25 protein-coding genes are annotated in these 23,667 nt (G+C 63.3%); 12 read left to right on the top strand and 13 right to left on the bottom strand.

The window, feature by feature from the left end:
• Positions 1-13: 13 nt before the first annotated feature.
• Positions 14-958 (bottom strand): LysR family transcriptional regulator, encoded by a 945-nt coding sequence (locus tag B7449_RS07320; protein ID WP_039735136.1) that lies wholly within the window; start codon positions 956-958, stop codon positions 14-16.
• A gap of 106 nt (positions 959-1,064) precedes the next feature.
• Here B7449_RS07320 and B7449_RS07315 point away from each other — a divergent pair, with 106 nt between their 5' ends.
• The 3 genes from B7449_RS07315 to B7449_RS07305 are packed head-to-tail and all read left to right on the top strand — an operon-like array spanning position 1,065 to position 3,801.
• The gene (locus B7449_RS07315; protein WP_039735137.1) at positions 1,065-1,808 is read left to right on the top strand and encodes a (Fe-S)-binding protein; all 744 of its coding nucleotides are present in this window, start codon (positions 1,065-1,067) and stop codon (positions 1,806-1,808) included.
• The gene (locus tag B7449_RS07310; protein ID WP_039735138.1) at positions 1,805-3,217 is read left to right on the top strand and encodes a lactate utilization protein B; all 1,413 of its coding nucleotides are present in this window, start codon (positions 1,805-1,807) and stop codon (positions 3,215-3,217) included. The genes B7449_RS07315 and B7449_RS07310 overlap by 4 nt, the downstream gene beginning before the upstream one ends.
• Positions 3,214-3,801 carry a LutC/YkgG family protein gene (locus B7449_RS07305; protein WP_039735139.1) on the top strand — a complete coding sequence of 196 codons (588 nt, stop codon included), beginning with the start codon at positions 3,214-3,216 and terminating at the stop codon, positions 3,799-3,801. Before B7449_RS07310 ends, B7449_RS07305 begins: the two co-directional genes overlap by 4 nt.
• A gap of 56 nt (positions 3,802-3,857) precedes the next feature.
• On the opposite strand, the gene B7449_RS07300 is transcribed toward B7449_RS07305, so the two are convergent.
• The 3 genes from B7449_RS07300 to B7449_RS07290 all read right to left on the bottom strand — a co-directional run bounded on the left by B7449_RS07300 (position 3,858) and on the right by B7449_RS07290 (position 8,124).
• Positions 3,858-4,127 carry an HU family DNA-binding protein gene (locus tag B7449_RS07300; protein ID WP_010514654.1) on the bottom strand — a complete coding sequence of 90 codons (270 nt, stop codon included), beginning with the start codon at positions 4,125-4,127 and terminating at the stop codon, positions 3,858-3,860.
• A gap of 353 nt (positions 4,128-4,480) precedes the next feature.
• Positions 4,481-5,896: a hypothetical protein gene (locus B7449_RS07295; protein WP_039735140.1), complete on the bottom strand. Its 1,416-nt coding sequence runs from the start codon at positions 5,894-5,896 to the stop codon at positions 4,481-4,483.
• A 167-nt stretch (positions 5,897-6,063) separates the two neighbouring features.
• A complete protein-coding gene (locus B7449_RS07290; RefSeq protein WP_039735158.1) occupies positions 6,064-8,124 on the bottom strand; it encodes an NAD(+) synthase in 2,061 nt (686 codons plus the stop codon).
• A 126-nt stretch (positions 8,125-8,250) separates the two neighbouring features.
• Here B7449_RS07290 and B7449_RS07285 point away from each other — a divergent pair, with 126 nt between their 5' ends.
• Complete coding sequence (locus B7449_RS07285; protein WP_010508831.1) at positions 8,251-8,427, top strand: DUF1328 domain-containing protein; 177 nt, start codon at positions 8,251-8,253, stop codon at positions 8,425-8,427.
• Here B7449_RS07285 and B7449_RS07280 read toward each other — a convergent pair.
• The 8 genes from B7449_RS07280 to B7449_RS21035 form a co-directional block, all read right to left on the bottom strand.
• Positions 8,381-8,890 (bottom strand): disulfide bond formation protein B, encoded by a 510-nt coding sequence (locus tag B7449_RS07280; protein ID WP_082084797.1) that lies wholly within the window; start codon positions 8,888-8,890, stop codon positions 8,381-8,383. The genes B7449_RS07285 and B7449_RS07280 overlap by 47 nt on opposite strands.
• A 6-nt stretch (positions 8,891-8,896) precedes the next feature.
• Positions 8,897-10,249, bottom strand: a complete 1,353-nt coding sequence (locus tag B7449_RS07275) for an alpha,alpha-trehalose-phosphate synthase (UDP-forming) (RefSeq protein WP_039735142.1) — start codon at positions 10,247-10,249, stop codon at positions 8,897-8,899.
• Positions 10,237-10,992 carry a trehalose-phosphatase gene (otsB, locus tag B7449_RS07270; protein WP_039735143.1) on the bottom strand — a complete coding sequence of 252 codons (756 nt, stop codon included), beginning with the start codon at positions 10,990-10,992 and terminating at the stop codon, positions 10,237-10,239. The genes B7449_RS07275 and otsB overlap by 13 nt, the downstream gene beginning before the upstream one ends.
• Before the next feature lie 96 nt (positions 10,993-11,088).
• Entirely contained in the window at positions 11,089-11,745 is a 657-nt protein-coding gene (locus tag B7449_RS07265; protein ID WP_039735144.1) for a DUF2155 domain-containing protein, read from the bottom strand.
• On the bottom strand, positions 11,742-11,972 hold the full coding sequence (locus tag B7449_RS07260) for a hypothetical protein (protein ID WP_010514645.1): 231 nt from the start codon (positions 11,970-11,972) through the stop codon (positions 11,742-11,744). Before B7449_RS07260 ends, B7449_RS07265 begins: the two co-directional genes overlap by 4 nt.
• Positions 11,969-12,511, bottom strand: coding sequence for an outer membrane lipid asymmetry maintenance protein MlaD (gene mlaD, locus B7449_RS07255; protein WP_039735145.1), 543 nt, complete (start codon positions 12,509-12,511; stop codon positions 11,969-11,971). Before mlaD ends, B7449_RS07260 begins: the two co-directional genes overlap by 4 nt.
• A 59-nt stretch (positions 12,512-12,570) precedes the next feature.
• Positions 12,571-12,939, bottom strand: a complete 369-nt coding sequence (locus B7449_RS07250; protein WP_039735146.1) for an NADH-ubiquinone oxidoreductase subunit NDUFA12 family protein — start codon at positions 12,937-12,939, stop codon at positions 12,571-12,573.
• Positions 12,940-13,011: 72 nt separating this feature from the next.
• Positions 13,012-13,170: a hypothetical protein gene (locus B7449_RS21035; protein WP_158003678.1), complete on the bottom strand. Its 159-nt coding sequence runs from the start codon at positions 13,168-13,170 to the stop codon at positions 13,012-13,014.
• Between the two features lie 86 nt (positions 13,171-13,256).
• On the opposite strand from B7449_RS21035, the gene B7449_RS07245 reads away from it, so the two are divergent.
• The 5 genes from B7449_RS07245 (at position 13,257) to B7449_RS07225 (ending at position 19,895) form a co-directional block, all read left to right on the top strand.
• Positions 13,257-14,852 (top strand): TSCPD domain-containing protein, encoded by a 1,596-nt coding sequence (locus tag B7449_RS07245; protein ID WP_039735147.1) that lies wholly within the window; start codon positions 13,257-13,259, stop codon positions 14,850-14,852.
• A 52-nt stretch (positions 14,853-14,904) separates the two neighbouring features.
• Positions 14,905-15,372, top strand: coding sequence for a RidA family protein (locus B7449_RS07240; protein ID WP_039735149.1), 468 nt, complete (start codon positions 14,905-14,907; stop codon positions 15,370-15,372).
• 77 nt (positions 15,373-15,449) lie between these two features.
• Positions 15,450-16,604: a GNAT family N-acetyltransferase gene (locus B7449_RS07235; protein ID WP_039735159.1), complete on the top strand. Its 1,155-nt coding sequence runs from the start codon at positions 15,450-15,452 to the stop codon at positions 16,602-16,604.
• A 106-nt stretch (positions 16,605-16,710) separates the two neighbouring features.
• Complete coding sequence (locus B7449_RS07230; protein ID WP_039735150.1) at positions 16,711-17,697, top strand: zinc-dependent alcohol dehydrogenase family protein; 987 nt, start codon at positions 16,711-16,713, stop codon at positions 17,695-17,697.
• Positions 17,698-18,131: 434 nt separating this feature from the next.
• Positions 18,132-19,895, top strand: a complete 1,764-nt coding sequence (locus B7449_RS07225) for a DEAD/DEAH box helicase (protein ID WP_039735160.1) — start codon at positions 18,132-18,134, stop codon at positions 19,893-19,895.
• Between the two features lie 181 nt (positions 19,896-20,076).
• Here the strand turns inward: B7449_RS07225 and B7449_RS07220 are convergent, their stop codons facing one another.
• A complete protein-coding gene (locus B7449_RS07220) occupies positions 20,077-20,586 on the bottom strand; it encodes a hypothetical protein (protein WP_039735151.1) in 510 nt (169 codons plus the stop codon).
• 303 nt (positions 20,587-20,889) lie between these two features.
• On the opposite strand from B7449_RS07220, the gene B7449_RS07215 reads away from it, so the two are divergent.
• From B7449_RS07215 to lepA, 3 genes are all read left to right on the top strand, one after another.
• Positions 20,890-21,108 carry a hypothetical protein gene (locus B7449_RS07215; RefSeq protein ID WP_039735152.1) on the top strand — a complete coding sequence of 73 codons (219 nt, stop codon included), beginning with the start codon at positions 20,890-20,892 and terminating at the stop codon, positions 21,106-21,108.
• The gene (locus B7449_RS07210) at positions 21,105-21,776 is read left to right on the top strand and encodes a helix-turn-helix transcriptional regulator (protein ID WP_039735153.1); all 672 of its coding nucleotides are present in this window, start codon (positions 21,105-21,107) and stop codon (positions 21,774-21,776) included. Before B7449_RS07215 ends, B7449_RS07210 begins: the two co-directional genes overlap by 4 nt.
• 84 nt (positions 21,777-21,860) lie before the next feature.
• Positions 21,861-23,666 carry a translation elongation factor 4 gene (gene lepA / locus B7449_RS07205; RefSeq protein WP_010514632.1) on the top strand — a complete coding sequence of 602 codons (1,806 nt, stop codon included), beginning with the start codon at positions 21,861-21,863 and terminating at the stop codon, positions 23,664-23,666.
• Position 23,667: the final 1 nt, after the last annotated feature.

Raw genomic sequence — 23,667 nt, 5'->3', positions numbered from 1 at the left:
GCGGGCCGATATGTCAGGCGGTTTCTTCCTCCCCCGTGACGGGGGCAATGGAAATGGCGCTGTCGTTCATGTCCCGGCAGCATGCCCGCAGGGTGGAAATGAAATTGGCCAGCAGCGGCACATGCTGTCCCGCCCGCATGGCAATGGCCAGTTCCGCGCGCGGCGCCTTCGCACCCAGCGAATGATAGGTCACGCCCCCCGAATGGATCTGGTGCAGCGACCGGGGCACGACCGATACGCCAAGCCCCGCGGCCACCAGCGGTACGGTGGACGCGATCTGCGGGGCCTGCTGGCCCATGCGCGGCGTGAAACCGGCATTGTGGCACGCGGACAGGATCGCATCATGAAACCCCGGCCCCAGTTCACGCGGGAAGATGATGAAGGGTTCATCCACCAGCATTTCCAGCTCCAGGTGACGGTGGATGGCAAGCGGGTGCCCCTTGGGCAGGGCCACGACCGTTTCCTCCTCCAGCAGGGGGGACACCAGCAGGCCCGCCCCGTCGGGCACAGGCGGGCGGACAATGGCGATGTCTATGGCCCGGTCATGCAGGCTTTTACGCAGGGCGGGGGTATTGCTTTCCTCCAGATAGATCGTGACATCGGGCCACACCTCCCGAAAACGCCGTACCGTCAGCGGAATCATGGGCAGCAGCGAAACCGCACCCGCCAGCCCCACGCGGATATGTCCCTTCTCACCCCGCGCCAGCCCCTGTGCCGTGGCAAGGAACTGCTGCTGCATGCCCAGCAGGGCACGCGCCTGATCCAGCAGGACCAGGCCGATATCCGTCAGCCTGACCCCACGCGTCAGGCGCTGGAACAGCAGGACGCCCAGTTCATTTTCAAGCTGCTTGATCTGCTGGCTCAAAGGTGGCTGTTCTATGCCTAGCTGCTCTGCAGCACGGGTAAAGCTCCCGTTCTCGGCAACGGCTACAAAATATCGCAAATGCCTTAAATCCATGTCCCATATAAATTATATATGGGAATGTCTTTCAATATATATTTGACGAAATAACATGGCTTGCGCCACGTTTCGCGCCAATCGTGCTGAGGATGAGTATCCCATAATGAAAATTGGCCTGTTCATTCCGTGTTATATCGACGCGTTCTACCCTGAGGCAGGGATTGCCACGCTGGAACTGCTGGAAAAACTGGGACAGGATGTCGAATATCCGCTGGACCAGACCTGCTGTGGCCAGCCTATGGGCAATTCCGGCTGCAATTCGGACGCTGCCGCCGCGGAAGCCCTGTTTGTTCGCAATTTCGCCAGATACGACAAGATCGTCATGCCATCGGGCAGCTGCACGCATCATGTCCGCGACAATTTCGATGCGATTCCACAGACCGACGAAGTCCGCCATGTACGTGAAAACACCTATGAACTGGTGGAATTCCTGCATGATGTCCTGAAGGTCGATGCCTTCCCGTGGGCGGAATTCAACCACACCGTGGGCCTGCACAACAGCTGCGGCACACTGCGCGCCCTGCGTACGGCCAGCATGTCCGAACTGGGGGAAAAGCCGTTTTCCAAGCCGATGGACCTGCTGTCCAAGGTGAAGGGCATCCGCTTTGTCACCCCCAAGCGGCCCGATGAATGCTGCGGGTTCGGGGGCACCTTCTCGGTCACGGAAGAAGCCGTGTCAGCCAGGATGGGCGTGGACAAGGTGCGTGACCATTATCAGGCAGGCGCGGAGTACATCGTCTCGGCCGACTCTTCGTGCGTCATGCACCAGCAGGGCTGTGCCGAGCGCGCCGGCGTCCCCATCCGCTTCATTCATATCGCGCAGATCCTTAACGGAGCAGCAGAATGAGCAACAAGCCCGTCAACCATGCCCGCGCAGCCGAGCATTTCCTTGAGGATGCGCCCCACCTGCAGTTCCATGACGAACGCCTGTGGGACATGCGCCAGAAGCGTGACGGCCAGATGCATATGCTGCCCGAATGGCAGGAACTGCGTGAAGAGGCCTCCCGCATCAAGGAACACACGCTGTCCCGCCTGCCCGAATATCTGGAGCAGTTCGAGGAAAACGCGAAAAAGAACGGCATTCACGTCCACTGGGCACGCGACGGGGCGGAACATAACCGCATCGTGGGCGATATCCTGAAGGCCCATAACGCGCGCAACCTGATCAAGAGCAAGTCCATGGTCACCGAAGAGTGTGACATGCGGCCCTATCTTGCAAAACAGGGTGTCACCGTAACCGAGACGGACCTGGGCGAACGCATCCAGCAGCTTGATGACCAGTTGCCCAGCCACATCGTGGTGCCGGCGGTGCACAAGCTGACATCGGACGTGGCCAGGATCTTCGCGAAGGATTACCACACCGATCCCAACATCCGTGACCCGCACCTGCTGGCCGAAGCACAGCGCCAGGCGGCCCGTCCCGTGATCCTGCATGCGGATGCGGGCATGACGGGCGGCAATTTCGTGGTGGCGGAAACCGGCACGTTCGTGGTCTGCACCAACGAAGGCAACGCGGACCTGAGCGCGACCGTGCCCAACCTGCACATCGCAACCATCGGGATCGAACGCCTTGTCCCGCGCATGGCCGACCTTGGCGTGTTCATCCGCCTGCTGTCACGCAGCGCGCTAGGATCGCCGATCACGCAGTACACCACCCATTTCCGTGGCCCGCAGAAGGGGGGCGAGATGCATGTGGTGCTGGTCGATAACGGCCGGTCCGCACGTCTGGGCATGGAAGATTTCTGGACATCGCTCAAATGCATCCGCTGTGGCGCGTGCATGAACACCTGCCCGGTGTACCGCCGTTCGGGCGGGCTGTCCTATGGCGCGGTGTATTCCGGCCCGATCGGCGCGATCATTGACCCGACATTCAACGAACGCAAATACAGCACGCTTCCCTATGCCTCGACGCTGAACGGAAGCTGCACCAATGTCTGTCCGGTCAAGATCAACATCCACGAACAGCTGTACAAATGGCGCCGCGTGCTGGTGCAGCACCATGAAATGCCCTTCGTCAAGCGCGAGATCATGCACATGGCGGGCAAGCTTATGGGTCAGCCCAGGATGTACCGCGCCGCCATCAGGATGACCGAGGTCTCGCTGGGCTCCATGCCGCGCTTCGTGCTGTATAACTGGTTGAACCCATGGGGCAAGCACCGCGAAAACCCGCATCCGGTCAAGCAGACATTCAATGACTGGTATCGCAAGAACCGCGAGAAGACCAAGCCTGCCGCCGCACCGGAGACCAAGAAATGAGCGCCGCACGCGACGAGATCCTGCAGGCCCTGCGCAACAACCGCCCCACGCCGGAAAACCATCCGCTGCCGCCGGTCAAGACACTTGGTGATCTTGACGCAAGCCGTGAGCGGTTTATCGCCAGCCTGAAAATACTGGGCGGCGACGTGCTGGAACCCGTGAAAGGCGAAACACTGGATCAGGCCATCATGCGCCGTCACCCGGATGCGAAGGTGATCTGTTCCAACGTGCCAGAAGCGAAAGGCACACTGCCGGTGGAAAAGGTCAAGACCCCTCAGGACGCGGCAACCATTGACGTGACCGTGGTGCGCGCGCCGTTCGGCATTGCGGAAATGGGGTCAATTTTCCTGAGCGAATCGCAGCTGCCGATCAACTCCTTCGCCCATCTGGGGCAGCACATCGTGGTGGTGCTGTCCCCCGACTCGATTACGGCGAACATGCACACCGCCTATCAGGAACGGCCGGAATTCAGATCCGCCAATTATGGCGTGCTAATGAGCGGCCCGTCCGCCACGGCGGATATTCAGGGCGTGCTGATCCGGGGCGCACAGGGCGTGCGGTCCCTTTCGGTCTGGTTTGCCTGAATGTGACCGGCAGCCCTTCGCGCCATTTTTATGAAATGGCGCGAAGCTGCCAGATGTCAGACAGCTTTCTTGAGGTTGGGGCTGGCCTTGAAGCGGACCGTCTTGCCCGCCTTGACCTTCACCGGCTCGCCGGTGCGGGGATTGAGCGCCTTGCGGGCCTTGGTTTTCTTGACCGTAAACGTGCCGAAAGACGGCAGGGTAAAGCCACCCTCACGCTTCAGTTCCTTGACAATCGCCGCGATCAGGTCAGAAGCAGCCTGGTTGGCTGCGACACCCGTGCAGTCAATCGAATCCTGAATAACTGCTGCAATAAAGGCTTTACTCATCGTAACGGCCTGCTCCTTTCGGGCTAAAAATGAATGTCGTAAGTATCCTGTTCGCGTAACCAGACGGGTATTGCCGCCCATCTGGGCCGGACGGTCGCGGCTTTTAACCCGATGAATGGGGTTACACCAGCAATTTTTTGTTATCACATGAAAATTCCTGCTGTTGTGGTCAGCAAGAACCGAAGCCTCTGCGAAAACGGCAGTTATATCGGCCTATCTGTGCGATAACAGATTGTTTATATCGAAATCGTATTGTTATGGCTAAAAAAAACTGGCCCTGAAAAATATTTCCCGCGCCAGATACTGCCATCATGTAGATGGTGGTGTCTGGCGCGGGTTATGGGCGGCAAGCCTCAGCTTTTGAAATTCTGCGCCTTCAGGTCCGTCACGCCGACAAAGGTGATCCGGGTTGCATCATCCAGACTGACGGTCGTATTCCCGCCAGCAATGGTGGCGTTGTCCAGCATGGACTGGATGGAACCCGCACTCGTATCATAACCGGACAGCTTGACGGCATTGCCCGCCGACTTGCCAAAGTCCTGAATGATGTCGTTTCCACCATCCTGTCCCTTGATGAAATCGAATTCCGTCGTGCCGTTCCCTGCCTGCAGCAGGTCATTGCCCAGACCGGCCTGCAGGGTGTCAGCCCCCTCACCGCCAATCAGGGTGTCGTTCCCGTTGCCCGCCACGGCGTAGAGCGCATTCGTTGACAGCCCGCCATCAAGTGTTTCATTCCCGCCGCTGGCGTAATAAGTGATGTTCCCGGCTGTATTCGCGCTCAGGTCCAGTCCGGCAGTGCCGAAAATGGTGGCATTGCTTCCGGTTACGGTGTCGGAAATGCCCTTGCTGCCATCAATGAATGTCAGTGTGCCCGGCACGCTGACCGAAATCGAACTGGCATCGACATTATCAAGCAGAGTGGAATAGCTGGCCGAAATCGTATCGCTGTCGCCCCCGCTTACGGTCAGGCTGTCATCGCCCCGGATGGTACTGTCGCTGGTGGAATTGATAACAAGATCATTGCTGCCGTAAATAGTGTCGGACACGCCCCCATCAATGGTTGCGGTATCCTGCGCGGGGGCCGGCTCTTCAAAATAATCATCGGTTGCATAGGTAACGATGCCCGAATTGCTGACATCCTGCACCACGACGCCATCAAATACCTGCAACTGCGCATTGCCACCGTCAAACGCCGTCGCCCCACCGGGGGCGTTCCAGTCTCCGGTCACGGTGGGCGTGCCGTCAAAGGCATAGACCGTATCGGTGCCGCCCATGACGTGCATGACATCCTGCCCGCCGCCACTGACGAACTCGGTATTGCCACCTGCCGCGTAATAATTCACGTCGCCCGATCCGGCGATGAAATCCACCTCGCCCATGTTGCCGTCCACGGCGGTCACGGCCTGGCTGCCGCTGTCCAGGACGACGGTGCCATCCAGCGGCGTGGGCGTTGTACTGCCAATCACGACCTTGCTGGCGGTCGTGTCATAATACCCGTCGGATGTGATCTGCTGGGCCGCCCCGCCAATCTGCTGCGCGATCGACCGGTCGATCCCGGCCACGCCCAGCATGCGCAGGGACTGCGCCGGAACGTTGGTGATGTCCCCGCCATAGGCCTGCGTCAGTGCGGTGATGTCAGCACCGGGAATGCCGCCGATCAGCGATTGCAGGGCCGCCGCCTCGCCCGCCTGCTGCAGTCCCGCGATGGCGCTGCTGTCCGGATTGATCCCCAGCGTCTGGCCCGTGGCCCCGGTTACGGTCACACCCATGCATTCCGTTCCTTTTCACGCATTGCGGGAACATGCATGTCTCCCGACCTCGCTACAGATGACCCGCCACCCACGCCGCCATGATGGTCACGACCGGGAAGGGGATGCTTTCACGACGCTAATTGACAGCAATGGGTTAAGAAATTCGGAATCAGGGTCAGATCGGTTCAGTTTGACGGGACCTGTTTTTCCAGTTCCTCCAGCCATATGCGGGCATTGCCATCGGATGGCGCACGCCAGTCCCCGCGCGGTGACAGGGCGCCCCCGGCGACAACCTTTGGTCCATTGGGCATGGCCGAGCGCTTGAACTGGCTGAAACCAAAGAAGCGGTTGAGAAAAACACCCAGCCAGTGGCGGATTTCGGGCAGGTCATAGCTTCGCTGGCTGCTGGCGGGGAAACCCGGTGGCCACGCCCCGACAGCGGCATCACCCCATGCATGCAGCGCCATGAATGCGATTCTGGACGGGCGGAAGCCATACCGCAGCACATGGAACAGGGTAAAATCCTGCAATGCATACGGGCCGATCAGCGATTCCGTGCTCTGCACCGCCTGTGCTGCCGTGGCGGGTACCAGTTCGGGCGAGATTTCGGTGGACAGGATGGCATCCAGCACGGCGCAGGTCCGTGCCTGTTCCTGCCCGCTGGCCATGACCCAGCGGATCAGGTGCTGGATCAGTGTTTTCGGCAGGCCGGAATTGACATTGTAATGCGCCATCTGGTCGCCCACGCCATAGGTACACCAGCCCAGCGCCAGTTCCGACAGATCGCCGGTGCCGATGACGATCCCGCCCGACTGGTTGGCCAGCCGGAACAGGAAATCGGTCCGCAACCCCGCCTGCACGTTTTCGAACGTGACGTCGTACACGTCCTTCCCCGTGGCAAAGGGATGTCCCATCTGTTCCAGCATAAGCCGTGCCGCCGGACGGATGTCGATTTCACGCGCCTGTATGCCCAGCGCCGCCATCAGTTCATGCGCATTGCCGCGTGTGTCGCTGCTGGTGCCAAAGCCGGGCATGGTATAGCCCAGCACCGCCTGTCGTCCCAGCCCGCTTTCATCCGCCGCCCGGGCCGCGACCAGCAGCGCATGGGTGGAATCAAGACCGCCCGAAACGCCAATGACCAGCGTTTTCGCCCGTGACGCCAGCAGCCGCCGCTTCAGGGCCGTGACCTGTATGGTAAAGGCTTCGTAACAGTCCTGATCCAGCACCGCAGGGTCACTGGGCACGAAGGGAAAGCGGGGAATGGCGCGCTGCAGGCCGATATTTTCCGTGGGCGGGACCATGGCCAGGTCGATCCAGCGCCAGTCCCGCACACCTTCATGCGCCCGGTTGTCGGCAAAGGTGCCCATGCGCAGACGTTCCTGCCGCAGCAGGTCAAGGTCCACATCCGCCGTCAGCGTGACCAGACCAGATGGGAAACGCGCACTTTGTGCAAGAAGCGCGCCATTTTCAAAAATGGAGGCCTGCCCGTCCCACGCCACGTCGGTGGTTGATTCCCCCTCTCCCGCCGCAGCGTACAGATAGGCACAGACACAGCGCGCGGAATGGGACTGGCACAGCAGCGTGCGCGTGCGCGCCTTGCCCACCGTGATGTTGGATGCCGACAGGTTGGCGATGACCGTGGCCCCGGCAAGGGCGGCCTGAATGCCCGGCGGCTGGGGCACCCACATGTCCTCACAGATTTCGGCGGCCACCACCAGGCCCGGCACATCGCGGGCACGGAACAGCAGGTCGGTGCCAAACGGCACGTCATGGCCACCCAGCGTAACATGACCACCCCGCAGCCCCGCACCGGCGGTAAACTGCCGTGCCTCGTAAAACTCGCGGTAATTGGGCAGGTAGGACTTGGGAATGACGCCAGCGACACGCCCGTCATGCAGGGCAATGGCGCAGTTGTACAGCGCATCCCCCCACACGACCGGCGCACCCACCAGCACCAGCGGCCGCAAGCCCGCCGTCTGCGCTGCAAGCCACGTTATGGCATCACCCACACGATCAAGCAGCACGTCCTGCTGCCGCAGGTCCTCGATGGCATAACCCGACAGGCCCAGTTCCGGGAAAACCGCGACCACGGCCCCCGCATCGTGACAGGCACGGATTCCTTCACTGGTGCGGCGCGCGTTTTCCATCGGGTCCGCCAGGGCCACCGGCAATGTACATGCAGCCACGCGCGCAAACCCATGCGTGTACAAAGCGTAAAACCCGGCCATGCTGTCGCCTGCTGTCATATCCTGCCTTCCCGCCCCGAAAACCAAAATCATGCCGCCCGATGAACCGGGTGCCGTCTGGCGCATTGTTATAGAGCGGATGGCATGCCCGCGTCTGTCACAACAACGATCGGAAGGAACCGGATCATGGACCTGTTACGCTGGACCATCACATTCCTTGTCCTGGCCCTGATCGCCGCGGTCTTTGGCTTCGGCGGCATCTCGGACACCTTTGCCTATTTTGGCAAGGTACTCTTTTTTGTCTTTATCGTCCTGTTTATCCTTGGATTGTTTTTCGGCCGCGGCCGCGGAACTTCGCCTTGATCCGCAATCCCCGGCGCACAACCGGGATCAGCGCAAGGGCATAGATCCCGTCCATCATGGCCATGGACACTGGCACGCCGGGCACAAGATAGGTCGCCGCGTCGCACGGCTTGGCCGGACGGCGCGGCATGGAGGCCAGGCGTTCGGCAAAACTGCCGCCGTGGAACGTGGGTGCACGGCATTCAGGCAGCGGGCTGGCCCACCAGCCCTGTTCCACCCCCACATGCACCACCGACAGCCCGAAGGCGCACAGCAGCACCGGCATGCACAGCCACAGCACGCCGCGGGCCATGTCGCGGGGCAATACAGTGGCAAACGCCCCCAGCACGATCAGGATACGGTAGGGCCAGCGTTCCCACAGGCACAGCCCGCAGGGAACGTGGCCGAGTGTGTACTGGCTCCACCACGCGACACCAAGTGCGGCAAACCCTGCCAGCACCATCAATAAAGCAGTTGAACGCATGGCTGGCTACGATCGGTCCACGACGGGCGCCGCCTGCAGCGCGCGCATGAAATCGGCGGCCCAGCTTACGGCTGTCGTGCTGCTGACCTCACGCTCCAGCGCCTGCCAGCGCGTGCGGCGTTCCGCAAGGCCCATCGTCAGCGCCTCATGCAGGGCATCGGCGATCTCATCGGGGTCATACGGATTGACCAGGATGCCTTCGTCCATTTCCGGCGCGGCCCCCGCAAAATGCGACAGGATCAGCACGCCCGGATTGGTCGGATCCTGTGCCGCCACGTATTCCTTGGCCACAAGGTTCATGCCATCGCGCAGGGGCGTGATCAGGGCGGCTTCCGCCCGGCGGTAGAACCCGGCCAGAACCTCACGCGGAAGCGGGCGGGTGATGTAGCGGATGGGCGTCCAGTCGAATTCGGAATACGCGCCGTTGATCCGCCCGGTCAGTTCATCAAGCTGGCGGCGCAGCTGGCGGTATTCCTCCACGCTGCCCCGGGAAATGGGGGCAACCTGAAGGAACGTCACCTTGCCACGATGTTCGGGATAGCGGGCCAGCAGCGCCTCATATCCGCGAAAGCGTTCAGGCAGGCCCTTGGAGTAGTCCAGCCGGTCCACGCCCAGCACCAGCTTGGCGCCGCGCAGGCTGCCTTCCAGCCGTTCGACCTCCGGTCCCTGCATGCTTTTTTCCGCCTGCGCGCGGAATTCATCGGGATCGATGCCAATGGGGAATGCCTCCCCACGCGGCGGCAGGCCGTTGACTTCCAGAGAGTGATTCAGGTTCTCGGCATCTTCGGGGGTCTGCACGCCCACCAGATCGTAGCTCTGCATATCCTCAAGCAGCAGTTCCGCGCCCGGCAGGGACCGCACGAGGCTCCATGGCGGAAAGGGAATATGCAGGAAGAACCCGATCCGGCACTTCACCCCCAGGTCCCGCAGCGCCTGCCCCAGCGGGAACAGGTGGTAGTCATGCACCCATATCACGTCATCGGGCCGCAGCAGCGGCAGCAGGGTGCGCGCGAACATGGCGTTGACCGCAAGGTAGGTTTCCCAGTCCGTGCGGGAATAGTTCATCAGCCCCACGCGGTAGTGGAACAGCGGCCACAGGATGCCGTTGGAGAAATTCTGGTAAAACCCCTCATACTGCAGCGGGGTCAGGTCGATGGTGGCGTAGGTGACGTTATCAACCCGGTCCAGCCGGGGCACCGGGTCGCCGCCATGCAGCTGCACCTGCTTGCCCGACCAGCCGAACCACAGCGATTCCCCCTCCCGCAGCGCATCTTTCAGCCCGACGGCCAGACCGCCTGCGGGCTGGCTGCGCTCACGCGGGGACGGGACGCGGTTGGAAACAATAATCAGTCGCCCCATGTGTCCCCGCCCCCCTGTGCCAGTTGCGCAAGCCAGCCACGGAAGGCCGCGGGATCAGGGAAATCAGCCGGGATACGGAAACCGACCCCACCCAGATGCACCGCCATGCGGATGCCATCTTCATCCGTCACGTCATCACCCACGAAAATCGGGGCCCGCCCGGCAAATGGCGCGCTTTTCATCAGCACTTCCACCGCATGGCCCTTGTCTATGCCCGCGGGGCGGATTTCCCACGCCATCTTGGCCGCCTGCACGTGAAAGGCGCCATTGGTCGCAGCGACCCAGTCATCCGCGATTTTACCCAGTTCCGGACCCACATCGGGCGCGCCCCGGTAGTGCAGCACCAGCCCCGCCTTCTTGCGTTCGATCCGCACGCCGGGATGGGCATGGGCCAGCCTGTCGGCCTGTTCGATCCATGCGGCGGGCACCGGCGGCAGGGGCGCGCGTTCAATGGCCTGTCCCGGCGCATGGCGGATGGCGATGCCATGCTCACCCGCCACGGCATAGGGCACATCCCCCAGAAAATGGTCGATCTGGTCAATGGGCCGCCCCGAAATCACGGCCAGCGCATTCCCACATCTGTCACGCAGGCGCTTTAGCGTGTCGAGCAGGCCGGGCGCCACCACGACGGATTCAGGCGTGGGAGCGATATCAACCAGCGTACCATCAAAATCCAGCAGGAATGCCGCGCGTGCAGGCGGAGGCAGCCGATCGAGCGAAGGAAGGGAAGGTATCTTGCTCATGATGGATCTAGCCTCCGGCAAAGCTGGGGAATACGCAAGCCCGGAACCATACCGGACAGACCGACAGCATTGATACGATACAAATTAAACTATTATCTAATGCAGCATTAGCGGGGCAGCCCCCTCGTCCCCCGGATCGGGGGCGGGCGGCATGGGCAGCGGCGGCGACGCCGGGGGAGGCATGGTCGGGGCCTGCGTGGGCGACATCGGTTGCGATGCCTCCGGCGCATCCGTGCCCGGTGCAGGCGATGGGGCAGTGCCGCCAGCCGCCGCCGCCGGGACCGGGCTGCCATCAGCCCCCACGCCCGGGGCCGCCACGGTCGCAAGCGGCGGTGGCACCGGGGCCACCGCATCGCCACTGCATCCCGCAAGCTGCACATCATAAAGCGGGTTCTGGAACACGCCGGTCGCGGGTTCGCCTATCGCCATCCATCCCTGGAAGGCCACCATGCCTTCATGCGCATCGTGCACTTCCATCCACGCGGCGCTGTCCGCAGGCAGGGTGGGCGGACGCTGCAGGCATGACGTGGCGTGCAGCGTCAGGCTTTTATAGGTAACGTCCTGTCCCGTGGGGATGTCGAGCATCTGGACATGGGCATCAAGCTTGTCCAGCACCCGTACAGTGGCGACGGACCGCCCCTGCCATGTATCGGGGGGATACATCGCGGGCGGGGCCAGCCATTCGACCGCATGGGCGCAGGCGGGCAGTCCGGCGAGCAGGACGGCAGGCAGGCAGCGCATGAGACGCCTCATGCCTTGGGGCTCCGCAGTCCGCCCACAAGGTCCAGCAGGATCTGGCGCATTGCCGCCTCATCCACGCCCATCAGGATAGCGTCTTCGAACGCATCACGTAGGATACCCTGCAATTCCGTATAATTTTCCTGCAATATCAGCAACTTGTCCCGGCACGATACCGGCGTGCCATCGGATTGCGGCCAGACCTTCGGCATCCCCGCACTGGCGTCCGCATCATGGCTCATGGATTTTCTCCGCCAGCAGGGGCCGGCGCAGGCGGGGAAGCCTGGGCCTTGTCCTGCCGCGCCTTGGTCAACGTATCGGTAACGGAGAAAATGAACTTGCTCAGCAGCTGTTCAAGGCTGATCGCGCCCTGCGTCTGGCCGATCGTGCCACCGGGAGCCAGCATCTTTTCATCCCCACCGGGGGACAGCGCGATGTATTTGCCACCAAGCAGGCTGTCACTGGTAATGATCGCCGCCGTATCATCCGGCAGTTTGATATCGGGCCGCACGGTAAAGGTGACCTGGGCTTCGAAGGTTTTGGGATCGACGTGTTCATCAACCACCTGGCCGACCGTGATTCCGGCCAGCCTGACATCCGACCCCACGGACAGACCATCGATATGGGCAAATCCCGCGTTCAGCCGGTAACCGCTTTCATGCGGCCGCCCCTTGTCCAGTACGGCATAGGCCAGCATGCCCGCCAGCACGGCCAGCACGGCAAATCCGGCAAGAAGTTCCGCTGGCTGACGGCCCGCTCGCCCTGAAACAGCAGCAACCATGTTGGCAATGCTTCCCCAATATCCAGTGGCGCGCACCCTAGCAGGTTACGCCACCGGTTTCATCCCTCGGGGTACCATGCCTCATAATCGCTGGTAGTTGAAGCCCGCTGCCCACCGCGCAGATCGCTGCCGGGCGGGTGATAGGCCGCCGCCGTCCCGGTCTGGTTGGGCTGCCACGGCTGCTGCCATGGCTGGCGCGCGCTTTCGGGCAGGGGGGCGTCATCCATATGATGTAGCCAGCCCCACCATTCGGGCGGGACGGCGGATGCGTCCTCCCCCTTATGATAGATGACCCAGCGTTCATGACGCTTTTCCCCGCCACCGGTGCGGTTGGGGGTCCGGGCCTCATAATAGGGTCGGCCATCGGCGTCCCTGCCGACCAGCCGCCCCTTGAAACGGGTATAGATACGGGTGCCTAGATTTGCCATGACCGAAGCCTAGTCCGCCTGTCCGCGCGCGGTCCACGCGCATATGCGCGAGCAGCCGTCACATCTGCACGATCAGGCAGAACGCGCATGGCGGCAGCCCCCTCCCACCGTAACTGCCCCCGCCGTGACGGGCAGGATGCGCGTGGCGCAGCGGGACTCGATCATGGCCATCCCCCTGTCGGTGCCGCGCGATTTCGCCACCCTTCCAGCCTGTCCGTACTTATCCCCCATATCCACGGTATCCAGTGGAATGTATAGTTGCGACTCCGGTCCAGACGGGTTCCGCGCGCCCTGTCCGTGCCGGTAAAACAGAAGGCATGACAGCACGAAGCCACTGGAATGGCGTGCGCATGCGTACCGTAGAGGCCGCAGCGGACCCCGACGACGCGCCACGTTCCATTACCCTGCCCGCCGACTGGGATGACACGGCAGCCGAGGCCCTGGCCCAGCTGGCCCCCGGCCACGGTCCCGCCAGCCTGCCGGTCGAGGCGGCGCGATGGATAGATGACCTGTGTACCGGTGAAATATCCGGCCCCACGGTCCAGCCCGTCGCGCGCACGCTGTCGTGCCTGCTGCTGATGCGGCAGGCGGCGCCGGCGGATAGCCTGTGGCACGGGCACCATGACCGCAGGCCCGCCTTCGTGGTCAACCTTGCGGCCTTTGTCGAAGCCGATAACGGATTCATGGCCACCGATTTCGTCGCGGCCCTGCGCCTGCTGGCCCGCGTGCTGCGCGCGGTGTCGCGGCAGAAGCAGCATATGCGCAATGGCGAACTGCCACTGCCCGACCCGTCAGGCGGGACCACGCCGCACCTGCGCGCTGTTCCCGCCCCCGCCGTGGCCGATCCGCATGAACGCCCGCCGGTGGCTGGCGCCATCCTGCTGACCAACCTTGATGCCTGCCTGGCCGGGCTGGGGCTGGATTATGACAGCGAGGCCGGGCGCGACGCGGCATGCAGCATCGTGGCCCTTGCCACCCTTGTCGCCCATTCCGGCGAGGGGGCTGACGCCATGCCGCTGCCGCCCGTGCGCAGCATCCTGCCCGGCGTCAGCCAGATCGCGCGTGCAGTATGGCAGGAAGCCGCGGTCGAGACCGACCACCCGGCAGCCCGTGTCGAAACCGGATTTTCCACGCCCGGACCAATCGATGCGCTGCTGGGGGTGGAATCGTGCGGACTTGCGCCCGTTTTCTCCCCACTGCGCGCCGACGGACGGCTGGCCACCAGCACGCTGGCGCGGCTTGCATGCCGGGGGCTGACGCTGGAGGCGGCCTTTGCGGCGACACTGGCGGGGGAGACCGTGCTGCCACTCCCCGGTGCCGCGTCGCATCAGGCCATGCACCGCGCGCTCAGCGGGTTCGTGGACCGCGTGCCAGCCCGCCCCGACGCCACGCGCGACACACTGGCCACCCGCGCGGGTCTGGAACGCGGCGTGCGCCGTCCCCTGCCCGCACGCCATGGCGGCTTCACCCAGAAAGCCAGCGTGGGCGGCCACCGGCTGTTCCTGCGCACGGGGGAATATGCCGACGGGTCGCTGGGGGAAATCAGCCTGACCCCCACGCGCGAAAGCCCGATGGTGCGTGGCCTGATGGACACGCTGGGGCAGGCCGTCAGCATCGGCCTGCAATACGGCGCACCGCTGGAAAGCTATGTCGAGGCCTTCGCCTATACCCATTTCGGCCCGGCCGGCACGGTGGAAGGCGACCCGGTTGCGTCCTATGCGACATCCATGCTGGACTATGCCTTCCGGGCGCTGTCGGATGCCTATCTGGGGCGCAGGCTGCCCGATGCCCCGCATGAGGACATGATGGCGGACACCCCTGCCCCCATGCTGCCGCTTGACCTGCCTGAATCCGGCAATGACGATGGCGATGACACACCCCCCCGGCGGCGCGGACTGCGGCTGGTCGGCTGACGCACCGGCCCGTGCGCCCAGTCGCCCCTGACAACGTAAGGATGAACCCGATATGCCTGACATCACCCCCGAACAGCGCCTGAAGCAGCTTGGCATTGTCCTGCCCACCCCTGCCGCCCCGGTGGCGAATTATGTCGCGGCCGTCCTCAGCGGGTCTTCGCTGGTGGTGTCGGGACAGCTGCCGCTGGTGGATGGCAAGCTGCTGACCACGGGCAAACTGGGCGACAGGGTCGCCGTTGAACTGGCGGTCGAGGCCGCGCGCTACAGCATGATCAACGTGATCGCGCAGGTGAAGGCCACGATTGGCGACCTGTCGCGCGTGAAGCGCGTTGTGCGTCTGGGCGGGTTCATTGCCTGCACACCGGACTTCACGCAGCATGCCGCCGTCATGAATGGCGCATCCGATCTGGCGGTGGCGGTATTTGGTGATGCAGGGCGTCATGCGCGCTCCACCGTGGGCGTGCCGTCGCTGCCGCTCGATTCGGCTGTTGAAGTGGAAGGCCTGTTCGAAATAGGCTGAGACAAAGCCCCACAACACAAAAGGGAGCCTGTCATGACCCCAACGCCCCACGCGGTTTGTCCACTGGCGCGCCCGTCATGACCGGCACCACCATGATCCTGCACCGCAGGATTGCCGAAATCCCGGCACAGGAATGGGATGCCTGCGCAGGCGATGACAACCCGTTTGTCAGCCACGCCTTCCTGTCCGCGCTGGAAGACAGCGGGTCCACCGGGCCACAGACCGGCTGGATGCCCCAGCACCTTGCCCTGCGCGACGGGACAGGCCGCCTGCTGGCGGTCGCCCCGCTATATGCCAAGGGCCATTCCTATGGCGAATATGTATTCGACCAGCAATGGGCGCAGGCCTTCATGCAGGCGGGCGGGCAGTATTACCCCAAGCTGCAGGTGGCTGTCCCGTTCTCCCCCGTGCCGGGGCCCCGCCTGCTGGTGCGCAGGGACGCGCCGGATGCTGACGTGCTTCGCCAGCTTGCGGGCCGCGCGTTGCGTCAGGCCTGTGGGGAACTGGACCTGTCTTCGGTCCATGTCACGTTCTGCACGCAGCATGAATATGACCTGCTGGGACAGACCGGGTGGTTGCAGCGCCTTGGGGTGCAGTACCACTGGGACAACTGCGACTATACCAGTTTTGATGATTTCCTGGACACGCTTGCCTCGCGCAAGCGCAAGGCCATCCGCCGGGAACGGCGCGACGCCAATGCCTGCGGCCTGACGTTCCATACCTGTCGGGGCACGGACATCACCGATGCCCTGTGGCATGATTTCTATCAGTTCTACCTGTCCACCGTGGACCGCAAATGGGGCAGCGCCTATCTGCAGCCCGGCTTTTTCCCGCTGCTGTCACAACGGCTGGGGGATCGGGTGGTGCTGATGATCGCAAAACGTGATGGCGTGCCGGTGGCGGGTGCGCTCAACCTCATGGGGCGCACCACGCTGTATGGCCGCAACTGGGGACGGGTGGAGGGGGACTGGCCCTTCCTGCATTTTGAACTGTGTTATTACCGCGCCATCGACTTCGCCATCGCCCACGGGCTGAAACGGGTGGAAGCCGGCGCACAGGGCGAACACAAGCTGCAGCGTGGCTACCGCCCGTGCCTGACCCATTCCGCCCACTGGATCAGCCATCCCGGCCTGCGCGAGGCGGTTGCCGGATTCCTGCATCATGAACGCGCCGCCATCCGGGCCGAACTGCCCGCGCTGGATGCCATGACTCCGTACCGCTCCGGGTTGTGATGGATGTGATGATGCATGTCATGCCGCATGGAACGGCGGGCATGATAGCGTAGCGCATTGATCGGCGGCCCGCAGGCCGCACCCTGACAGCCAAGGAGCGGACCCCATGTACGCAATGCGACTGCTTGCCCCCCATACCCCCCTGCAATGGACCGAACTGCCCGACCCCACGCCGGGACCGGGGCAGATCCGCGTGAAAGTGGGGGCATGTGGCGTATGCCGCACGGACCTGCATGTGGTGGATGCGGACCTGCCCTTTCCCGGCCATGCGCTGACGCCGGGGCATGAAATCGTGGGCCGGATCGATGCCATCGGCCCGAATGTGGAAGGCCTGCACATGGGCCAGCGCGTGGGCATTCCGTGGCTGGGCCATACCTGTGGCTGCTGCCATTACTGCGAAACCGACCACGAAAACCTGTGCGACCACCCGCTGTTCACCGGCTACACGCGCGATGGCGGGTATGCCACCATGGCGGTGGCGGATGCGCATTTTACCTTCCCCCTGCCCGATGGCGATGACGACGTGGCGACGGCCCCGCTGCTGTGCGCGGGGCTGATCGGCTGGCGGTCGCTGGTCATGGCGGGCAAGGAGGCGCGCAGCATCGGGCTGTACGGTTTCGGGGCCGCGGCCCACATCATTGCGCAGGTGGCGGTGTGGCAGGGGCGCTCGGTCTATGCCTTTACCCGTCCGGGCGATACGAAAACGCAGGAATTCGCCCGGTCCCTGGGATGTGTCTGGGCTGGTGGATCGGACGAGATGCCGCCTGAACAGCTGGATGCCACCATCATCTTCGCCCCGGTGGGCGCACTGGTGCCCGCGGCGCTGAAGGCCGTGCACAAGGCCGGTCGCGTGGTGTGCGCGGGCATCCACATGAGTGAAATTCCCGCCTTTTCCTACGACCTGCTGTGGGAGGAACGGCAGATCGTCTCGGTCGCGAACCTGACACGGCAGGACGGAATCGACTTCCTTGAACTGGTGCCGCGCGTGGGCATACGCACCACGACAACCCCCTATCCGCTGAAAGAGGCCAACAGGGCGCTGGATGACCTGCGCCATGGCCGGTTTGAAGGGGCTGCGGTGCTGGTGCCCTGACCAGACGCCGCACCCCGGCGGGCGGGATCGCGGCCAGGGTGGATATTTTCCTGCCCCGGAACCATCTGCATGGTTTCAGAGATGTTGAAAACACTCCATTGATGCACAGGCATTAAAAGGTTCCGGGCGCCCCCTTATCCCAAAAAGGCGGCGCTCCCTGACACCTTGCGCAAGACGCGTCCCCTGAACCGTCACCCTGACTGTCCGATATGTCCCGGACAGGCTGAAGGGTGCGGGCGTCGCCCGTACGGAAAATGCCCCCGAAAGGGATCGGGAAGCACCGCAAAAACGGCCCGGCCATTATTAATTCTGGCTTTTGGGGCAATCATTCTTTATGCACCGGCCTTCTCCCCTGACGCATGAACACGGCCGGCGGCCAGTTTCCTTCCTGCGTCGCCTGTGTTCTTCATGTTTTTGTCCGGATTGCCCGATACATGCCGTTTCCCGAAACCCACCCCGCCCTGCAACGCGCGCTGGACGAGCGTGGGTACGATAACCCCACCCCCGTCCAGACAGCCGTCCTGGATGTCGCCGCCGAAGGGCGCGACCTGCTTGTTTCCGCCCAGACCGGGTCGGGCAAGACCGTCGCCTTCGGCCTGGCCATGGCCGATACCCTGCTGGGTGGGGCCGAACGCTTTGGCCCGGCAGGTCCGCCGCTGGCCGTCATCATCGCGCCGACACGCGAACTGGCCATGCAGGTCACGCGTGAACTGACGTGGCTGTACGCGCCTGCTGGCGGGCGTATCGTATCGTGCATCGGCGGCATGGACGCACGGCGTGAAGCCCGCGCCCTGCAGATGGGCGCACATATCGTGGTCGGCACGCCGGGGCGGCTGTGCGATCACCAGTCGCGTGGCCGTCTGGACATGTCACAGCTGCGCGTGGTCGTGCTGGATGAAGCGGACGAGATGCTCGACCTCGGCTTCCGTGACGAACTTGAGCAACTGCTCGACGCCATGCCCAAGACGCGGCGCACGCTGCTGTTCTCGGCCACCATCGCCAAGGAAATCGCATCGCTGGCGCGGCGTTACCAGAACGACGCCGTGCGTATCGACACCCTGTCGGGCGCCAAGCAGCATGCCGATATCGAATACCGCGCCATCGTGGCCGATGCGCGCGAACTGATCCCCGCCGTTGTCAACGTGCTGCGCTATACCGACAGCCAGACCACCATGGTGTTCTGCGCAACCCGTGAAATGGTGCGCCACATGCAGGCGGCACTGGTGGAGCGTGGCTTCTCCTCCGTCGCCCTGTCGGGTGAGCTGGGACAGAACGAACGTACGCGCGCCATCGACAGCCTGCGCAAGGGCCAGGCCAATGTGTGCGTCGCAACCGACGTGGCCGCCCGTGGCATCGACATCCCCGCGCTGGCGCTGGTGATCCACGCGACCCTGCCGACCGATCCCGCCACCCTGCTGCACCGTTCAGGCCGCACGGGCCGCGCGGGGCGCAAGGGCGTGTGCGTGCTGATGGTGCCCATGTCGCAGCGCCGCCGCGCCGAACGCCTGATGCAGGGCGCGAAGATCACGGCGACATGGTCCGGCGTGCCGACGGCTGCCGAAATCCGGGCCAATGACGCCAGGCGCCTGCTGGCCGATCCCGTCCTGAACGAGGACGTGGCCGAAGCGGACAAGGAACTGGTTGGCCAGCTGGTTGAAGGCCGCACCAGCGAACAGCTGGCCGCTGCCCTGCTGCAGATGTACCGCGCCCGCCTGCCCGCGCCGGAAAACGTGCGTCACATTACCCCTGACGCCCCGCGTCCCCCGCGCGAACGCAGCGAGCGTGACGGCACCCGCCCCACGCGCGACAGCTACGCCAGCGCCGAACCCGGCGCCTGGTTCGCCATGAATGTGGGCCGGCAGGAAAAGGCCGACCCCAAGTGGCTGATCCCGCTGATCTGCCGCCTTGGTGGCGTGCGCAAGGCGGATATCGGTGCGATCCGCATCAATGATACCCAGACCCTGTTCGAGATCACCCCGGATTCGACCGAGAAATTCCGTTCGTGCATTGCCGCGATCGAGAATGACGAAGTGCAGATCTCGCCTGCCAGCGCACCGGCCGGCGGTGCGAACCGCCGTAGCGGACCGCCACGTGGCGGACGTCCGTTCGGGCGCAAGCCCGGCGGGGGCCGTCCCGGTGGCGGGTTTGGCGGACCGCCACGCAGTGGTGCGTCCTCACGCAAGCGTCCGCGTTCATAAACGCGGGGCATGCGCCGATAAAACACGATGTGTTGCTTTCATGCCCGGTCCAGCCGGGCATGTCTGTTTTCGGCCGCCGGACAGTCCTTACGAAAAAGGGCCCGTCCCCAAGGGGAACGGACCCTGCACCACCCTGCCGGGCGGGTTCCGTGCCATCGGCACGGAACCCTGTAGCGCCGCCTTACTGGCTGTTGCCGCCGCCAAGGAAGTTGCTGACATCGGAACCGGTCTGGCTTTTCAGGTTATCCCAGCGCTGGCGTTCCTCGCTTCCGGCATTGCGCAGGCTGTCCAGACGGTTTTTCGGGGCATTGCGAATCGCATCCAGGCGGTCACGACCGTTCTGGATCTTCTGGTCAACGCGACTGCGTTCATCCGCCAGCTTCTGCTTTTCGGCATCGCGCGCGTTATCCCAACGGCCAACCGTACTGTCATGCAGGCTGTTCATCTTGTTATCATAGTCCTGCTTCAGGTTCTGCGGACCATTTTTCAATGCCTGTTCACGCTCGCTCAGGTTGTTGCGGTAGGACTGCAGGCGGTTATCCGCGCAATCGCCCTGCTGCGCCACGCGGCCCAGCACGTCCCATTTCGGGGTATTCTGGCTGTTGTTACAGTCAGCCGCCATGGCCCCCACTGACCCGGCAACAGTTGCACCAGCCATGGACAGGGCAAGAAGATACGTATGGAATTTCATCAACAGAACCTTGGATCGATTGTTTTCTACAGCACTGTATATAAACATAGGTCATATATCGGTCAGGAATATGACGATGCGCCTACTCTATGCCTAGATATAGTAACCAATTCCCCAATGCGTAGCACATGCAGCACATACCTCTGTTCCTGCGGGCGCAGGGAAGGCATCCCCGCGTGGTGGACATGCCGCAATAATGCCATTATGTGAACAGGGGAAAGCACGTCTGCCTGAAATCCCGGCAACAAACCGTCGTAAAAAGGTGGCGGTGCCTGTTCCTGCTTCCTTGGCGGTCCCTGTCCCATGTGGAATGAACCTTATCTTGAAACATGCTGCCGTTCGGCCCTGCACCGCCTGAAACTGAGCGGTCATGACGGCCGTCCGGCCAATGTGCCCGACGCGCCCTGCCTGCGCAGGCTGAACGAGATGGGACTGGCCCGCAGCATGGGGGCCGACCGCTTCACCCTGACCGGGGCGGGCGATGCCCGCCACCGGACCGAAATACTGAAACTACCCGCATGATCAGCCATGACGACATCTGGCGCGCCATCGACCGGCTGGCCGCGGAACGGGGGCTGACCCCTTCCGGCCTTGCGCGGGCGGCGGGACTGGACAGCACGACCTTCAACCCGTCCAAGCGCATCACATCCTCGGGGCGGCCCCGCTGGCCCGGAACCGAAAGCCTTGCGCGCACGCTGTCGGCCACGGGCATTTCATTTGAAGGGTTCAGCCGGCTGCTGTCCGGGCATCATGACCCCGACGCCATGAGCAAGGCCCATCATTCCCACCTCAGGATCGCCCCGTTCTCACAGCTTGCCCACCCCGAACTGTTTGACGAAACCGGCCTGCCGGATGGGGAACGGTGGGAAAAGTGGGAATTCCACGGCATGGCCGATCACCATTCTTATGCCGTGCATGTGGATTGCGACACCATGGAGCCGATCTTCCGCAAGGGGGGCACGCTGGTCGTCTCCCCCACTGCCGCGATCCGGGTGAATGACCGCGTCCTGCTTCACACGCCGCAGGGCACGTCATGCTGCGGGCTGGTGGCGGAACGCTGGCACGACGCCCCTGTGACCGCCCCCCTGCATGAACTGGTGCGCATAAAGGGACTGGCCGCGATCGAAGGGGAGGAAATCATCCTTGATGGCGCGACCCGCATCCACCGCATCACGATGGCCTGCATGTAACATTGCGCGCAGGCGGTGATATTTTCCGTGCCACCATGACAGGTAGCGGCTGACTTTCTCCCCGATTTACACTATGTCTCGCCCATGACCGACACGCCCCTCTCCCTGATCCGCAATTTCTCGATCATCGCGCATATCGACCATGGGAAATCCACCCTGGCCGACCGCCTGATCCAGGCCTGCGGCGCGCTGACACAGCGGGAAATGACCAATCAGGTTCTGGACAACATGGATCTGGAACGTGAACGTGGCATCACCATCAAGGCGCAGACCGTGCGCCTGTCCTACCCCGCGGAAGATGGCAGGACCTATGTCCTGAACCTTATGGATACGCCGGGCCATGTAGACTTCGCGTATGAGGTCAGCCGGTCGCTTGCCGCGTGCGAGGGATCGCTGCTGGTGGTCGATGCGTCACAGGGGGTCGAGGCGCAGACACTGGCCAACGTGTACCAGGCCATCGACGCCAACCATGAAATCGTGCCGGTCCTGAACAAGGTCGACCTGCCCGCCGCCGACTGCGCGCGGGTGAAGGAACAGATCGAGGAAGTGGTCGGCATTCCCGCCGATGACGCGGTGGAGGTGTCGGCCAAGACCGGCCTGAACATCGAGGCCGTGCTGGAAGCGCTGGTCAAGCGCCTGCCGCCGCCCACCGGCGATGCCGAAGCCCCGCTGAAGGCGCTGCTGGTCGATAGCTGGTATGATCCGTACCTGGGTGTCATCACGCTGGTGCGCGTGAAGGAAGGGCGGCTCAAGCGCGGCATGCGCATTCGCATGATGTCCACCGGCGTGGTACATCAGGTCGATCAGGTGGGCGTGTTCGCCCCGCGCATGACCAACGTGGACGAACTGGGCCCGGGTGAGATCGGCTACATCAACGCCGCCATCAAGACCGTGGCCGACACCAACGTGGGCGATACCATTACCGATGACCGCCGTCCGGCCAGTGAACCGCTGGCGGGCTTCAAGCCATCCATCCCCGTCGTGTGGTGCGGCCTGTACCCGGTCGTGGCCGATGATTTTGAAAAGCTGCGCGACAGCCTGTCCAAGCTGCGGCTGAACGATGCATCCTTCCACTACGAGGCCGAGACCTCCGCCGCCCTCGGGTTCGGTTTCCGGTGCGGGTTCCTTGGGCTGCTGCATCTTGAGATCATTCAGGAACGCCTGAGCCGCGAGTTCAATCTCGACCTGATCGCCACGGCCCCCTCCGTCGTCTACAAGATGCTGCTGACGAATGGCGAGACGGAAGAACTGCACAACCCCGCCGACATGCCTGACCTGTCCCTGATCGAGAAGATCGAGGAGCCATGGATCAAGGCCACCATCATGGTGCCTGACGAATACCTTGGCGCGGTGCTGACCCTGTGCAGCGAACGCCGTGGCATACAGGCAGACCTGACCTATGTCGGCAACCGGGCCATGGCGGTCTACCGCCTGCCGCTGAACGAGGTCGTGTTCGACTTCTACGACCGCCTGAAATCGGTCACGCGCGGGTATGCCAGCTTCGACTATCAGATGGACGGGTACGAGGAGAGCGACCTCGTGCGCATTTCCATCCTCGTCAATCAGGAACCGGTGGATGCGCTGTCGTTTATCGCCCACCGCTCCGCCGCGGAAACACGCGGGCGGTCCATCTGCGCCAAGCTGAAGGAACTGATCCCCCGCCAGTTGTTCAAGATCGCGGTGCAGGCGGCCATCGGCAGCCGGATCATCGCGCGTGAAACCATCGGCGCCATGTCCAAGGACGTGACGGCAAAATGTTATGGTGGTGATATTTCCCGTAAGCGCAAGCTTCTGGAAAAGCAGAAGGAAGGCAAGAAGCGCATGCGTCAGTTCGGCAAGGTCGAAATCCCGCAGAGCGCCTTCCTCGCCGCACTGAAGATGGACCAGTAAC

The sequence above is a fragment of the Komagataeibacter intermedius TF2 genome (genome assembly GCF_000964425.1).
Classification (GTDB): domain Bacteria; phylum Pseudomonadota; class Alphaproteobacteria; order Acetobacterales; family Acetobacteraceae; genus Komagataeibacter; species Komagataeibacter intermedius.
The sequence above is the reverse complement of the archived record's forward strand: the minus strand, read 5'-3'. Positions and strand labels throughout refer to the sequence as shown.